The sequence below is a fragment of the Massilibacillus massiliensis genome, assembly GCF_900086705.1.
GTDB classification, from domain to species: Bacteria; Bacillota; Negativicutes; order FLKF01; family FLKF01; genus Massilibacillus; species Massilibacillus massiliensis.
The window spans coordinates 467,026-482,286 of record NZ_LT575483.1; the positions used below are offsets into that span (position 1 = coordinate 467,026).

Consider the following 15,261-nt stretch of genomic DNA (forward strand, 5'->3'; position numbering starts at 1 on the left):
CAACTCGCCCTAATTTTATTGTCTGTGGACCTATGCTCTAAGGGCATCACAAAACGTTTTTGATCATACTAGGTTGACTATGCTATACTAAGATTTAGATCTAATATTTTTTTCTTCTGCATATAAATTTTTGCCGATTTTAGTAACGGCTTTTTTTTCAATTCTTGATACATAACTACGCGATATACCTAAAATTTTGGCAATATCACGTTGTGTCTTGCGAATACCATCTGGTATTCCAAATCGCATATTAAGAACAAGCTTTTCGCGATCATTTAATGTATTGATCTGATTGGCTAATCGCTCATTTTCACATTGCGTTTCAACTAGATCGGCCACAACATCAGAATCAGTACCAAGAACATCGATCAGCGTTATTTCATTCCCTTCTTTGTCTATACCAATTGGATCATATAAACTAACTTCTGACCGCGCTCTTCTCGTGCTGCGCAGATGCATTAGTATTTCATTTTCTATACATCTAGCAGCGTATGTAGCAAGACGAATCTTTTTATTCGTATCAAATGTATTAATTGCTTTGATCAATCCAATTGTACCGATTGAGATTAAATCATCAATATCTTCTCCCGTGTTATCAAACTTCTTTACAATATGCGCTACCAAGCGCAAGTTACGTTCAATCAATACACTCTTAGCTGATTCTTTGCCCCCTGCTAATTGCCTTAAATAAGATTCCTCTTCTTTCTCTGATAAAGGTAATGGAAACGTATTTTGTGCCACATAGGCAACAAACAGCATTATACTTTTTCCCACTGCACCTAGTAAAGCTAATAAAACAGACACAGTAACACCTCCGCTCATTCTTCTGTGCTTTATCATATGGCCGCTGAGCAAAGATTGTGCTAAGAAATGATTGGAAATTTATTTTTTGTCGAAAGGAAGTGTTTGCTTGGAGAACTATTTAGGTGACTCTATGATATTTTTATCTATTCTACTTATGATCGTTTATTCTCTTTGGGATAATATTTTTACAGATTAATTAAAAGACGGGTGCTAAGAGAAGTAATTAGCACCCGTCTTTTAATATAGTAAATCATATCCGGCAGACTTTTAGATATAAAAATAGAGGAGACATCTGTCTCCTCAAATTAAATAAATTAAAGAACTCTTCGAGCTCCAATATAACATGAACCCCAATACCCACTGTATAGGTTATCAACTTTTACACCACTGCTTGAAGTCGCACTGATAAAATTGCCATTGCCGATATAAATACCTGAATGCGAAGGCCCTGCAGTATATGTAGAAAAAAACACTAAGTCACCAGGTTGTAAATTCGCTACCGAATAGCCAGTCTCATATTGCTCATCTGCGGTTCTAGGTAACCAAATACCTGCGTTAGCAAAAACATAACGTACAAAACCAGAACAGTCAAAGCCACTTGGTGTTGTACCTCCAAACACATACGGAACACCTATGTATTGGAAGGATGTTTGTATAATCCGTCTAGCAGCATACGATCCTCCACGACTTACCTCGGGAAGTTCTCTTCCCATTAATGCACGATATGTTGCAGAACCAACAAGACCATCCGCTTCCAAACCTCTAGATGTTTGGAATGCAATCACAGCACTTTTGGTCGCTGAACCAAAAACGCCATCAGCAACAATATCATAACCTAAATTAGCCAAAGCAGTTTGGAGTTGTGTTATTTCTTCACCTTGATCTCCATTTCTAAACGCAGATGCATTTGCAATAGAGAACCAACTCACCATCAATAAGGATAGTACTAATACACGTAATACCTTACTCAAAAGGTCACTCCTCTCTCTTTTTGCCTACGAGGTTAGCTGACGGGTTTGGGTAGTAGAGTCACCCATAATGTACAACTTGCAAACAACATTTTACAAATCGCAACAGAATTCACCCCAAAAAATGGTTCCCCCGCTCTTGAGTTAGATTCGGCTTATTTATACTCAATAATTTCCTATATTCGACCAAACTTTATAAATTCCTGCTAAAATGTACCTTTCTTTCCCTTTGTATTAATTTTTATTACCTATATTTATATTTTTATCTAAAATATTCGGTTGATTTCGCACAAAATAAAGAGGCCTTTGCTTTACTTCTTCAAAGATTCGGCCTACATATTCACCAATTATTCCAAGTCCAATCAATTGCATTCCGCCCAAAAATAAAATACTCGCTGATATTGTCGCCCAACCAGGTACAGCCTCTTCAGTAAATAATTTGATATAAATAACATGAGAAGTAACAATTAAACTTATAAATCCAAAAACAATACCAATATAAAAAGCAAAGCGAAGCGGAATTTTAGAATAAGCTGTAATTCCATCTAAGGCAAAATGCAACATTTTTTTTATAGAAAATTTGGAGCTACCGGCATAACGTTTTGGTGCAACGAATTCAATTTGAATTTGCTTATACCCAATTGCGCCAATAATCCCACGAATAAATCTAGCTCTCTCTTTATAACAACGAAAACTATTCACAACCGATTGATCTAATAATCGAAAATCTGAACCACCTGGTTGAATTTTTACCTTAGACAATAAATTCATGAGCCGATAAAACAAGGAGGATGTAGCATTCTTAAGCCAAGAAACCCCTTCTGTAGTTTTCCTTATCGTTTGCACAACTTCATACCCTTGCTCCCATCTTTCAATCAAATTTGGCAAAAAAGCTGGTGGATGCTGCATATCTCCGTCCATTGTAATAACCGCATCTCCTAGAGCATGATCAAGACCACAGGTCAAAGCAACCTGATGTCCGAAATTCCGTACTAAATAAAGTGGCTTAACTCTATCATCCTTGCTCGCTAGACGATCAAGGATAAATACACTGCTGTCGCTAGATCCATCATCAACAAACACCAATTCAAATGTATATGGCAAGGTAGACATAACTTTACATAGTTCTATATAAAAATATTCGATATTATCTTCTTCATTAAAAACAGGGACAACAATTGATATGAATTTCATAAATATCCCTCCAATCTATTAGATGACTTTCCTTCTATCTTTTATCATGATCTTATGCGTTAAATATTCACATATCAAGATACTCGAATTGTTTATTAAATTTGTACCTACACGATTAAGTCAAATGTTCCAAAAAATCAGCGTTCATAAAATATTTATAAAAACAAATGCTCAAAATGTATTTTACACTTCGAGCATTTGCTTTAATTATTCGTAAATCTTGATAAAAAATCCTTTGTCCGTTGATTTTTCGGGTGAGTAAACAATTCATCTGGTGAAGTATCTTCAACGACGACTCCATCTGCCATAAATACAACACGTGTAGAAACATCACGAGCAAAAGCCATTTCATGCGTAACAATGATCATGGTAAGACCTTCTTTTGCCAATTCACGCATAACGGCAAGTACTTCGCCAACCATTTGCGGATCTAATGCAGATGTCGGTTCATCAAAAAGTAAAACTTCTGGCTCAATTGCCAATGCTCTGGCAATTGCAACTCTTTGTTTTTGACCACCGGACAATTGACTTGGTTTTGCGTTCATATACTGCGCCATGCCGACTTTATCTAAATATTTTAATGCAATTTTCTTCGCAAATTCATTTGATTTTTTTAGTACTTTCACCGGACCTACCATACAGTTCTCTAGAACTGTCATATTGTTAAACAAATTGAACTGTTGGAAAACCATACCAACTTTAGTTCGATAAAGTGTAATTTCTTTATTCGTATCTGTGATATGTTCTCCATGATATAGAATTTCTCCCGAAGTAGGTATCTCTAACATATTAATGCAACGCAGCATAGTCGATTTACCAGAACCTGATGCTCCAATAATACTGACGACATCGCCTTGCTGAATATTAAGATCAATATTTTTTAAAATCTCCCGGTCTCCAAAACACTTTACTAAATGTTTGACTTCTAAGACAGGTTTTACATTATTTCGCATCATAGCTTCTTCCATATCCTATTAATTCCTGCCTTTCTTATTTGTCGTATCAAAAGGCCCGCAAGGATCGGCTAACGGATCATATTCTACCAATGAATAATTTTCAGAACCGTCCATTTTCTTTTCAATCCAGCGCAGTAATCTCGATACGGTAAAAGTCAAAATAAAATAAATTACACACGTAATAAAAAATACCTCAAAGTATTTATAATAAACACCCGCTGCAGTCTTCGATGCAAAATATAATTCCGTTACTGAGATTACATTTAAAACTGATGTATCTTTAATATTAATAATTAAATTATTGCCAATCTGCGGCATAATATTACGAAGCGCCTGCGGCATAATAACATTATACATTGTCTGAAAATGATTCATCCCAATTGCTTTTGCGGCCTCAGTTTGCCCGATATCAATTGAATAAATACCACCACGTACAGTTTCTGCCATATATGCACCAGTATTAATCGATACAACCAAAAAACCCGCAAACATTGCCGACATATCAATATTAAACATGCTCATCGAACCATAATAGACAACCATTGCTTGAACAATCATCGGCGTTCCCCGAAATATTTCAACATAAGCAGATAAAATAAACTGTATTGATTTATAAAATCCTTTCGTTACAATACTCGCACGAGGATTTACCGGAACCGTCTGCACAACACCAACAAAAAAACCAATGATACAACCAATCAAGGTTCCAACTAAAGCTAATAAAAGGGTAATTGCAGCGCCTTTCATTAACATCATTCCGTATTGCTCTAATAAAAAATAAACCCATTCAAAAAAAGTTACTGGCATATCTGATATCATAAAATTCCACCCTGCTATTCATTTAACTTAAAAGAAGGGACGGTTATCCCGTCCCAAAAATAGTTTTCACATACTTACTTCGATAAAGGCTGATTTTTAATGGCGTCTTCCATCATTTTATTACGATCATCTTCACTAATCGTAGCAAGTGTTTCATTGATTTTTTTCAACAACTCACTATTTCCTTTTTTCAGCGCGATCCCCATTTCAACATCTTCTTTTGAAGCTTCAAACCCTTTACCATCTTTAAAATCTAACATAACCAAATTGGGATTTGCAAAAGACGCTGCCATTGCCGTTGGTTTATCTAAAACCAAAACCTCAACTTTCCCCGAAGTTAAAGCGACGACCATACCTGGTACATTATCAATTGCAGGCTGAATTTTAGCTTCTGGAATCTGTTTAATTAAATCATACCAAATCGTATTGAGCTGCGATGTAGCAACTGCTCCTTTTAAGTCCTCTACGTTTTTCGCATTTGCAAAAGGACTACTCTTCTGCGTAAGTGCAACAATAGATGCATTGTAATAAACAGAAGAAAAATCAACACTTTCTTTTCTCTTGTTTGTAATACTCATGCCAGCAATAACAGCATCGACTTTTCCCGTACTTACTGCTGGTGCCAAACCATCCCACTCAATCTTATGTATCTCTAAATCATATCCCATTGATTCTGCAATTTTTTTTGCCATAATAACATCATAACCGTAGGCATATTCAGAGGTTCCTGAAATCTTTACTGCACCATTTTCGTTCGTTGTTTGCGTCCAATTAAATGGCGCATACCCACATTCCATGCCAACACGAAGTACTTTTTTGTCCGCTTCTTTTTTGTCAGAACCACATCCTGCAAGTACCACTAAGCTTGCAAACATTGCAATACAAAGCACTGCAGTAATAATTTTTCTAATTTTCTGCATTTGTCAATAGCCTCTCCTTATCCATTTTGCATTTTTATTCAAGAAAAACAGTAAAAAGACATCAATCTCCTCCTTGGAAGTTGACATCTTTGTCGACTCTTAACACTTACTTTTCAAAATAAAACACAATGAAATTTTCTAAAACCCTTGTTTCATTTTAGCAATGAATTACAAAGGTTGTCAAGAACATAGTACATTTATGTTTGTTAAATAAAAAAAAGACAGCCGATAAAATCAACTGTCCCTTTTGCTTCATTCATATTTCACGCTATATGTGAGTAATCAATAAGCCGAGTTTTGTTCCGCTCTCGCGGTGATGATCATTTATCTAGATACGTTAGTTACCTAACGATTCAAGCGACACAACCCGGAAGGTTCCGCGGGCAACATCATCCCTTCCCTATTCGGTCTTGCTCCAAGTGGGGTTTACCAAGCCAATTAGTCACCTAATTGCTGGTGCGCTCTTACCGCACCTTTCCATCCTTACCTAATAAAATTAGGCGGTTTAAATTTCTATAGCACTTTCCCTGAGGTCACCCTCGCTGGACGTTATCCAGCACCTTGCCCTATGGAGCCCGGACTTTCCTCAAATGCCAATGGCACTCGCGATCATCTTTCATACTCACAACAATATTAAGTTCAAGCAAGATATAATATTATCATTACAATCGACTTATGTCAAGCAATTAGAACTAACAATTATATCCAGTTCAACTTGACATCTGCTGACGTAATCGACGTACCTTCGCCACGATATCCTCTGCACCAACAATATCTGAAACTACAGCAATTGTTTTTGCACCTGCATTCGAAACATCCGCAATATTTTCTTCCTTAATCCCACCAATTGCAACGAATGGTAATTTACTATTGTTGGCAACGTAACGAACATAATCTAGACCAACCGCGTCACATACATCTTTTTTGGTTTTTGTTGCAAACACTGGTCCTACACCGATATAGTCAACTGCTTCACAACATTCTGCAAGCCGCATTTGCTCTGGATTATGTGTAGAAAGACCAAGAATTAAAGTATTACCAATAAGTTTACGCACGACTTCAGGCGGCAAATCTTCTTGACCAATATGAACACCATCTGCCTTTACCGCCATGGCCAGATCTATATGATCATTCACAATAAAAGTAACACCTGCTCTCTGCGTCTTTTCACGAATAATTCTACATTCCTCATACATTTCTTTTGCTTTTTTTTCTTTTTCTCGATACTGAAAAAAAGTAATTCCTGCCTCAATTAGAGCATCAAGTATTTGAATATTACTGCGTCCTTTTGATAAATTTTCCGCTGTTAACGCGTAAATTCCTGATGAAGAAAAATTATCCATCCCTTGTTTTTTCATTCATTTCACCCTTTACTTAATACAAATTCTAGTACCAAATCAACTTGTTTGGCAGCTGCGATGGTCACGCCAGGGGCAAGCGGCGGCAAGCGATCAATTCCACTTTCCAAATCACCAATCACATAAAAATGTGCATTAATTTTACGTGTTTTAATCCGATCACTATTCCCAAATCCAGCCAATCCTGAAACGGTCACTAATAATTTCTTCGTTTCAGCCATTGTTTCTACCATCAAAGTTTTACCTTCTGGCGTATCTAAAGCTTCTATTATAATATCACAAGAAAAGAATATATCATGAATATTTTTTTCAGTAATTTTATCGTTTACGATTGTCAAATGAAGATCTGGATTGATTGCACGCAAAATATCTGCCAATGCAGAGACTTTTGACGTCCCAACTTGTTTTGTAAAATAATTCTGTCTGTTTAAATTGCTTACATCTACTTCATCAAAATCCACCAAAGTGATCTTTTTAAAGCCGCTTCTAACCAACATGATCGCACAATTAGACCCCAACCCTCCAGCACCTGCAATACCAACAGAAGTTTGTTGAATTTTTTCTAATTGCGCTTCATTTAAATAACGCCTAAGCCCGTTTTCAAACAGATTCATTATGCTAACACCTGCCAATCCTTATAAATTGGTTGATAACCTTCATGATACAACATCGTCGACATCTCCCGAACAGAACGATGATCAGAAATTGAAAACTGTCCTGTCTCCTCGCCTTTACTATGTCCTCCAACAGCTGTAGTTACCCCAGCCGACATTTTTGTAACTCCCAGACGCACTAAATGATTTCTAAGTTTTACACTTTCTCTAGAAGATATTGTAATTCCGCTCCGCGGCATAAAAATCCGATATGCAGTAATATATTGTACGAGATTTTTATCACTTACGGTGACGGGTGGTGGGAAACCACCTATACTTGGGCGCATACGCGGCATTGAAACCGCGATTTCCACCTCACTATATTTTTTTTGCAAATAATCAGCATGAATTCCTGTTAAAAAAGCCTCTTTTCGCCAATCATTTAAACCTAAAAGTGCACCAATGTTTACATTGCGCATACCCGCTTTACAGGCGCGCTCCGGTGCATCCAAGCGAAAAGCATAATCACTTTTTGGGCCTGCTAAATGAAATCTTTGATACACACTAGGATCGTAAACTTCTTGAAACATTGTCATCCCATCAACACCAGTTTCTACTGCGACTTTGTACTCTTCTTCTGTTAAAGAATAAATTTCTATGCTAATACTCGTAAAAAATTCTTTTAAAGATTCTACAGCACTTAAAATATATTGGAGTGAACTATGCGTTTGCGATTCACCAGTTAAAAGAAGCACATGTTTTAATCCAGTTTCTGCAATACATTTTCCTTCTGTTTGGATTTCTTTTATACTAAGTTTCATTCTCTTTAATTTATTTTTATGATTAAATCCACAATATACACATTGATTTGTGCAGTAATTTGCAATATACATCGGAGTGAAAAGTTGCATGACCTGTCCAAAATTTCGGATGGTATCTTGGTTTGCCCTTCTCGCTATAGCTTCTATATGATTTTCCGCTTTTGGTGATAGTAAAGTCAAATAATCTTGCCTATCCAGCGAAGGCTTGCTTAAAACATATAGAATATCTTCATCGGTAACTTTCCGGAAAAAATCTTCATAATCTAAATTTTTATATTTTTCCAATTCATCTATAAAAAGCATGATGACTCACTCCTATTCACGTAAAAATCCAGTTAAAGGGGAAGATGCACTAGCATGATCTATCACTCTGCCAAGACCAGCTAAATAAGCTTGACGTCCTGCCTTCACCGCTAAATCAAAGGCCGCCGCCATTGCAATAGGGTCTTTTGCCGTTGCCACTGCAGTATTGACTAAAACGGCCGAAGCTCCCATCTCCATTGCCTCCGCCGCCTCAGACGGTTTCCCTATCCCCGCATCAACAATGATCGGCAAATCACTTTCTTTTATAAGAATACGAATCATCTCTTTGGTCTGTAACCCACGATTACTGCCAATCGGAGCACCAAGAGGCATAATCGCAGCTGCTCCGGCTTCTGCTAAGCGCTTTGCACTCATCAAATCAGGATTCATGTAAGGTAATACAATGAATCCTTCTTCAGCTAAAATTTGCGTCGCTTTAATCGTTTCTTGATTATCCGGCAGCAAGTATCGATTATCCGCAATCACTTCAATTTTAATCCAATCACCACAGCCTAAGGCTCGAGACATGTGCGCTATCCGCACCGCCTCGTCAGCATTTCTTGCTCCAGAAGTATTCGGCATCAAAACACAGTTTTTAGGAATAAAATTTAAAATATTTTCCTCTGGATAGGATTGATCTGCACGGCGCAGAGCTACAGTTATCACCTGAGCCTTAGCTGCCTCAATTACTTTTGGCATAATCTTATTTTCTGAAAACTTTCCTGTGCCCAGAAAAAGTCTACTTGACAACTCCTGTTTACCTATATTTAATGTATCATTCATCATTTCAACCACCTCCAACAAATGTAACGATTTCCAAACGATCATGTGGCTTTAAGACGATCCCATCCCAAGTCTGTGCCTTGACAATGGTTTCATTATATTCAACGACTACTGTCCGTGGCTTAAAACCACGGTTATGAACAAACTGTCCTAAACTAACACCTTCCTCTATGGTTACAGACTTTCCATTCACCGTTATCTCCACTCATCTTCTCCTCCACTCTTTTTAAATTTCCTGAAAAGAAAGCAAAAAAAATACGCCTCCCCGTATAGGTTTAGGCGCACTTATCCCAGCTTCCTACGCGGGCATTATCCCGATCAGGTTTAAAGGTCTGGTACTTACAGTCCACTCTCAGCCCATAACATGAGCTCCCTCGCACATTATTTTTTTATATAACAATTTCATTCTATACCCACCATCGTATAACCGTCAACCATTATTTATTAAATCGTCGTAAATACATCTTTACTAAAGGTATCATAAAAAATATCTGTATTCCACTTTCTATCTATACTGCATTGCTGTAAATATTGAGCAATAGTTTTGACAATAGGTATTTCTGTAGCAAAATGCCCTGCATCTAATAAATGAATCCCAGTTTCCAAAGCTCTTTGTGCTTCATGATATTTGACATCACCAGTTACCAAAATATCGGCACCAGCAAAGGCTGCTTTACCAATAAATTCTGCGCCACTACCACTACATAAAGCAACTTTTTTTATCATTTTACCCCTTTCGCCAACAAGACGAATACAATCAATATCCAAAGCCTGCTTTACTTTATCGGCAAATTCTTCTGCCTTCATCTTTTCTTCAAGGTGTCCAATACGCCCAAGACCATATTCTCCCCCTGTATTTTTTATTGGGTAAAGATCATAGGCAACTTCTTCATACGGATGTACACTTAACAGAGATTTTATTACTTTCTTGATTATTTTTTTCGGCATGATTGTTTCAATACGAACCTCATCAACATGTTCTAGTGCTCCTTCTTTTCCAATAAACGGATTCGTTCCATGTAAAGGTAGAAAACTGCCTTTTCCCGTTACTTGAAACGCACAATGACTATAGTTCCCGATATGTCCCGCCCCCGCTTTACCAAGTGAAGCTTGTATTATTTCAGCATATTCAACTGGTGCAAAAACAGCAAGTTTTACCAGTTCCTCTTGATAAGTAACGGTAAGAGGTTCTATTTTTTGCAAATTGAGTTTGTGTGCTAATACATCGTTTACACCGCCATCTGCCGTATCTAAGTTCGTATGTGCAGCATATACAGCAATATTTGCCCTCAATAAATCGGCGAGCAATTTACCTTGCGGCAAATCCGTTCGCAAATTTTTCAAAGGCTTAAAAATAAGAGGATGATGAGAAATGATCAAATCAACTTGCTGCTGCGTAGCATGCTCAACCACTGCTTCATTAACATCAAGACAAACCATGATCTTTTTTATATTTTGCGCCGGGCTCCCAACGAGTAAACCGACGTTATCCCAACTTTCCGCTAAATATCGTGGAGCCAGAGTTTCAACCGCATCTATAACAACCTGACATTTTACAGACATGCTAATTTTCCCTCCAAATTTTTGATTTTTTCTTTGAATATTTGATATTTTGGTATCAAGTTGACCGAATGGCTATTCTCCATTCCATGTAATATACGATTCGTTTGCACAATAAGATTTCCGATATGTTGTCTTAATAATGGGTGTCGCTTTTGCCATAAACATGTTCCAATATCAAGCAATACAGGTTCTGGCAAAACAGCATCACCTTGCTCTGCATAAATTATTTCATAAAGTATAGTATCCTCTATAACAAGCTCTTCATCTATAATATTCCACCCATGCGTAAATAGCCATTCACGCAGGAGCCCGACTGCATTCATCGGTTGTAAAATGAGCCCCCTTAAACTGGCTGTTGTTTCCGGACGTTTGCTTAATATATCGATCATCGTCGTTCCTCCCATACCAGCAATTACGGCTAGATCGACTTCTCCAGGTTTAAGTATTGTGATTCCATCACCAAACCGTACCTCAATCATATCAGCTAAATTGGCATGTAAAATTGCTTGTCTTGCCGCCTGATATGGGCCCTGATGCACATCGCAAGCTAACGCACGTGAAATCAGTTTTTGTTTCGCTAAGTAAATTGGCAAATATGCGTGATCTGTACCAATATCAGCGATGCGATCACCTTTTTTCACAAAGCTTGCCACTGTTTTTAATCTTGCTCCTAATCTCACATAATCCCCTCTTTATACAAAATCTATTCGTATTATTTCTCTGATCTCTATCTTACTTTTACTTCATTTACTAAAGCAAAATACTAAAAAATGCAAAGCATACGCTTTGCATTATAATGACTTATGGTGGGCGATAACAGGATCGAACTGCTGACATCCTGCTTGTAAGGCAGGCGCTCTCCCAGCTGAGCTAATCGCCCATTTATTAGATTAAACGATATATACATGGTGGGCCCACCTGGGATCGAACCAGGGACCGACCGGTTATGAGCCGGTTGCTCTACCGCTGAGCTATAGGCCCTCATTTTTTTAATTGGCTCCTTGAGTAGGACTCGAACCTACGACCGATCGGTTAACAGCCGATTGCTCTACCAACTGAGCTATCAAGGAACGTTATCAACAAAAATTATTATATATTATTCTTCCTATTGCGTCAAGAAAATTTTCAATTTTTTTAAAAGACTTCTTAGAATTTATTCTAAGAAGTCTTTTAACTTTTTACTTCGACTTGGATGTCTTAATTTTCTTAAAGCCTTAGCTTCAATTTGACGAATACGTTCACGCGTAACCCCAAAATTTTGTCCTACTTCTTCAAGCGTCCGAGCCCGTCCATCATCCAAACCAAATCTGAGCCTTAAGACTTTTTCCTCACGCGGTGTAAGCGTTTCAAGAACTTCTTCCAATTGTTCTTTCAATAACATAAAAGAAGCAGCTTCTGCTGGAGCAGGTGCATCCTGATCTTCAATAAAATCGCCTAGATGAGAGTCTTCTTCTTCACCAATTGGAGTCTCTAGAGAAACTGGCTCCTGCGCAATCTTCATGATTTCACGAACACGTTCTACATTGATATCCATTTCTTTTGCTATTTCTTCCGGCAATGGTTCTCTACCTAGTTCTTGTAACAATTGACGAGAAACACGAATTAATTTATTAATCGTTTCTACCATATGCACTGGAATACGAATCGTTCTGGCTTGATCCGCGATTGCTCTCGTAATTGCTTGACGAATCCACCAAGTAGCATAGGTACTAAATTTATACCCTTTATTATAATCAAATTTTTCAACAGCTTTGATTAAACCTAAATTTCCCTCTTGAATCAAATCCAAAAATAACATCCCGCGACCAACATAACGTTTTGCGATACTAACAACAAGACGCAAATTGGCTTCCGCTAAACGCCGTTTCGCCTCTTCATCGCCTTCCTCCATTCGTTTTGCCAGACATATTTCTTCTTCTGCTGTCAAAAGAGGAACACGACCGATTTCTTTTAAATACATTCTAACCGGGTCGTCAATACTAATTCCCTCAGGAATACTTAAATCTATATCAACTTCATCTTGAGAATTACTGTCAAGATCTGTTATATCCGAATCATCTAAATTGTCATTTTCAGTGATCTCATCAACAATTTCAATTCCCTTACTCGTAAAAACTTCATACATATCATCAATTTCATCCGGCGATAAATCCTCACTTTGAAGTGCATCCATAATTTCGCCATACGTAAGAACGCCACCGCGTTTCTTTCCTTTATTCAATAGCTTTTCAACAATCTCGCTACCATGATTAGATAGGTTCTTTTTTTCAGCCATTTACTTCCCTCCTTTCGCAGCAGTTACAATTTTACTCTCCATGCTTTTCACTAAATCAATTTTATTCATAATGCATCTTGTTAATTTCATACTTTATTCGTTGACTTTCTGCTAATTCCTGCAAAAAGCCCTCATCCCCCATACGTTCTAATTCATCGGCCTTAAGGCGATGTTGCTCATATAAATTTTTTAAATACGCCAAATGAACTGATCTTATGCAATCATCAATCAATTGCAAACTATCTTCTTCTTCTATTTCAATCAATAAACAATGCGATAATTCTATATTACTTTCTTCTTCCAACTTTAAAGAAGCAGTTACTTCATTAATAGGTTCTCCCATACGATAATTTTCTAATAAAAATTTAATAATTGCACGATGTTCGTTACTCTGGAATTCATCTATTTTTAACTGCGCCTCCAAATAAGGTATAATAGTATTATCATTCCATACCAATCGAATAATATGACGACCAGCACCAATTGCAGCACAATCAACCTGTCGCACAAGTGTACTCATCTTTATATTCTGCCCTGTTTTTACATATTTATCCTTTTGTTTTTGTGGAATTATCTTTTTAATTTCACTGCGAATTGCACTCTCGTCAATTCCTAGCTTCTGCGCAATGTGCGCAATAAATGCATTTACTTCAACTGCATTCTCTGTGGCTGCTAAGATTGGCACTACTTGTGCTACAACAGCTACTTTTCCTTCCAATGTAGAATAATCAAACTCACTTAACGCTCTCTCAACTTGATAATCAAGAAGTGGCTTCGCAGCATCGACTAATGCTAAAAATGCTTTTTGCCCGTGTTTACGAATAAACTCATCGGGATCCTTACCATCAGGAATCGCAATCACACGTACCTGTGCCCCACTTTTTTTCACAATAGAAAGCGCACGTATTGTAGCATTCTGACCCGCTGCATCACTATCATAAGCAAATATGATTTCTGGTGCATATTTTAGAAGTTTTTTACACTGTTCGACTGTAAAGGAAGTTCCTAAAGAAGCAACCACATTTTTTACGCCATAATTATGCGCTGTAATCACATCCATATAACCTTCCATTACAATTGCATATCCAGCCGATTTTATATGACTGTATGCAAGATTTAGTCCAAATAGAATATTACGCTTATTAAAAATCGCCGTTTCTGGGGAATTTAGATATTTGGGCTGACTATCATCTAAAACTCTCCCACCAAAACCTATCACTTGACCGCGCTCATTTGAAATAGGAAACATCACACGATTGCGAAAACGATCGTAAATACCTTCAGACTTTCTCTCTACGGCAAGACCTGCCTTTGTTAATACATTTTCACTGAAGCCGCGTTTTTCTAATGCCGTGGATAGTTTATCCCATGCCTCTGGAGCAAAACCTAATTTAAAATTATTTATTACATCATCATTTACACCACGCCGAGCAAAATATTCTTTTGCCGGTTTGCCATAACTCGTTTTCGTAAGACACGCATAAAAAAAATCCCTAGCCAAATCTTGAACTTTCCACAGTCTTGCCATCTCATGATCTCTAGCAATTTCTTGTGGTGTTTTTTCTTTTTGCGGCAAAGGTATATTTAGCTTACTCGCTAAGATTTTTGCGGCTTCAAAAAAACTAACATTTTCAATCTTCATAATAAAATTGAAAACATTCCCTCCTGTATGACAACCAAAACAATAAAAAAAACCTTTATCTGGCGTAACAGAAAAAGATGGTGTTTTTTCGTTGTGAAATGGACAACAACCCCAATAATTCTTTCCATTTTTTTTTAATGATACATAGTCAGAAATGGTTGTTACTATATCACTCTCTGAGCGCACGCGTTCAATAAACTCATTGTACATTGTGTCTTTCATAAGTTCACCCTTCATCGCGCCCTTATACAATTTACAGGAC

At 37.3% G+C, this 15,261-nt stretch carries 15 protein-coding genes, 3 tRNA genes, 1 other RNA gene and 2 riboswitches; all 19 genes read right to left on the bottom strand.

Annotated elements, in window-relative coordinates; genetic code table 11:
• Window positions 1-87 precede the first annotated feature (87 nt).
• On the bottom strand, window positions 88-804 hold the full coding sequence (gene sigK, locus BN6559_RS02520; RefSeq protein ID WP_234407796.1) for an RNA polymerase sporulation sigma factor SigK: 717 nt from the start codon (window positions 802-804) through the stop codon (window positions 88-90).
• 314 nt (window positions 805-1,118) lie between these two features.
• Window positions 1,119-1,775 (bottom strand): C40 family peptidase, encoded by a 657-nt coding sequence (locus BN6559_RS19705; RefSeq protein WP_110953290.1) that lies wholly within the window; start codon window positions 1,773-1,775, stop codon window positions 1,119-1,121.
• Between the two features lie 5 nt (window positions 1,776-1,780).
• Window positions 1,781-1,938, bottom strand: a riboswitch (cyclic di-AMP (ydaO/yuaA leader).
• 68 nt (window positions 1,939-2,006) lie between these two features.
• Window positions 2,007-2,966 carry a glycosyltransferase family 2 protein gene (locus BN6559_RS02530; RefSeq protein WP_110953291.1) on the bottom strand — a complete coding sequence of 320 codons (960 nt, stop codon included), beginning with the start codon at window positions 2,964-2,966 and terminating at the stop codon, window positions 2,007-2,009.
• 203 nt (window positions 2,967-3,169) lie between these two features.
• The gene (locus BN6559_RS02535) at window positions 3,170-3,934 is read right to left on the bottom strand and encodes an amino acid ABC transporter ATP-binding protein (protein WP_324609396.1); all 765 of its coding nucleotides are present in this window, start codon (window positions 3,932-3,934) and stop codon (window positions 3,170-3,172) included.
• A 6-nt stretch (window positions 3,935-3,940) separates the two neighbouring features.
• Window positions 3,941-4,741: an amino acid ABC transporter permease gene (locus tag BN6559_RS02540; RefSeq protein ID WP_110953292.1), complete on the bottom strand. Its 801-nt coding sequence runs from the start codon at window positions 4,739-4,741 to the stop codon at window positions 3,941-3,943.
• Between the two features lie 74 nt (window positions 4,742-4,815).
• On the bottom strand, window positions 4,816-5,661 hold the full coding sequence (locus tag BN6559_RS02545) for a transporter substrate-binding domain-containing protein (protein ID WP_110953293.1): 846 nt from the start codon (window positions 5,659-5,661) through the stop codon (window positions 4,816-4,818).
• Window positions 5,662-5,932: 271 nt separating this feature from the next.
• An RNA gene (gene rnpB, locus BN6559_RS02550) (RNase P RNA component class A) lies at window positions 5,933-6,286 on the bottom strand.
• Between the two features lie 85 nt (window positions 6,287-6,371).
• Window positions 6,372-7,019: a thiamine phosphate synthase gene (gene thiE, locus BN6559_RS02555; protein WP_110953294.1), complete on the bottom strand. Its 648-nt coding sequence runs from the start codon at window positions 7,017-7,019 to the stop codon at window positions 6,372-6,374.
• A 5-nt stretch (window positions 7,020-7,024) separates the two neighbouring features.
• On the bottom strand, window positions 7,025-7,633 hold the full coding sequence (gene thiF / locus BN6559_RS02560) for a sulfur carrier protein ThiS adenylyltransferase ThiF (protein WP_110953295.1): 609 nt from the start codon (window positions 7,631-7,633) through the stop codon (window positions 7,025-7,027).
• Window positions 7,633-8,736 (bottom strand): 2-iminoacetate synthase ThiH, encoded by a 1,104-nt coding sequence (gene thiH, locus BN6559_RS02565; RefSeq protein WP_110953296.1) that lies wholly within the window; start codon window positions 8,734-8,736, stop codon window positions 7,633-7,635. The genes thiF and thiH overlap by 1 nt, the downstream gene beginning before the upstream one ends.
• A gap of 12 nt (window positions 8,737-8,748) precedes the next feature.
• On the bottom strand, window positions 8,749-9,519 hold the full coding sequence (locus BN6559_RS02570; RefSeq protein WP_110956241.1) for a thiazole synthase: 771 nt from the start codon (window positions 9,517-9,519) through the stop codon (window positions 8,749-8,751).
• 4 nt (window positions 9,520-9,523) lie between these two features.
• Window positions 9,524-9,724 carry a sulfur carrier protein ThiS gene (thiS, locus tag BN6559_RS02575; protein WP_110953297.1) on the bottom strand — a complete coding sequence of 67 codons (201 nt, stop codon included), beginning with the start codon at window positions 9,722-9,724 and terminating at the stop codon, window positions 9,524-9,526.
• A 73-nt stretch (window positions 9,725-9,797) separates the two neighbouring features.
• Window positions 9,798-9,905, bottom strand: a riboswitch (TPP riboswitch).
• Between the two features lie 58 nt (window positions 9,906-9,963).
• Window positions 9,964-11,082 carry a Nif3-like dinuclear metal center hexameric protein gene (locus BN6559_RS02580; protein WP_110953298.1) on the bottom strand — a complete coding sequence of 373 codons (1,119 nt, stop codon included), beginning with the start codon at window positions 11,080-11,082 and terminating at the stop codon, window positions 9,964-9,966.
• Window positions 11,073-11,762, bottom strand: coding sequence for a tRNA (adenine(22)-N(1))-methyltransferase (locus BN6559_RS02585; protein WP_110953299.1), 690 nt, complete (start codon window positions 11,760-11,762; stop codon window positions 11,073-11,075). The genes BN6559_RS02580 and BN6559_RS02585 overlap by 10 nt, the downstream gene beginning before the upstream one ends.
• 124 nt (window positions 11,763-11,886) lie before the next feature.
• Window positions 11,887-11,962: transfer RNA gene (locus BN6559_RS02590), tRNA-Val, on the bottom strand.
• 26 nt (window positions 11,963-11,988) lie between these two features.
• Window positions 11,989-12,063 (bottom strand) — tRNA-Ile (locus BN6559_RS02595).
• 13 nt (window positions 12,064-12,076) lie between these two features.
• Window positions 12,077-12,152: transfer RNA gene (locus BN6559_RS02600), tRNA-Asn, on the bottom strand.
• Window positions 12,153-12,235: 83 nt separating this feature from the next.
• Window positions 12,236-13,357, bottom strand: coding sequence for an RNA polymerase sigma factor RpoD (rpoD, locus tag BN6559_RS02605; protein WP_110953300.1), 1,122 nt, complete (start codon window positions 13,355-13,357; stop codon window positions 12,236-12,238).
• 61 nt (window positions 13,358-13,418) lie between these two features.
• Window positions 13,419-15,221: a DNA primase gene (gene dnaG, locus BN6559_RS02610; protein ID WP_110953301.1), complete on the bottom strand. Its 1,803-nt coding sequence runs from the start codon at window positions 15,219-15,221 to the stop codon at window positions 13,419-13,421.
• Window positions 15,222-15,261 lie beyond the last annotated feature (40 nt).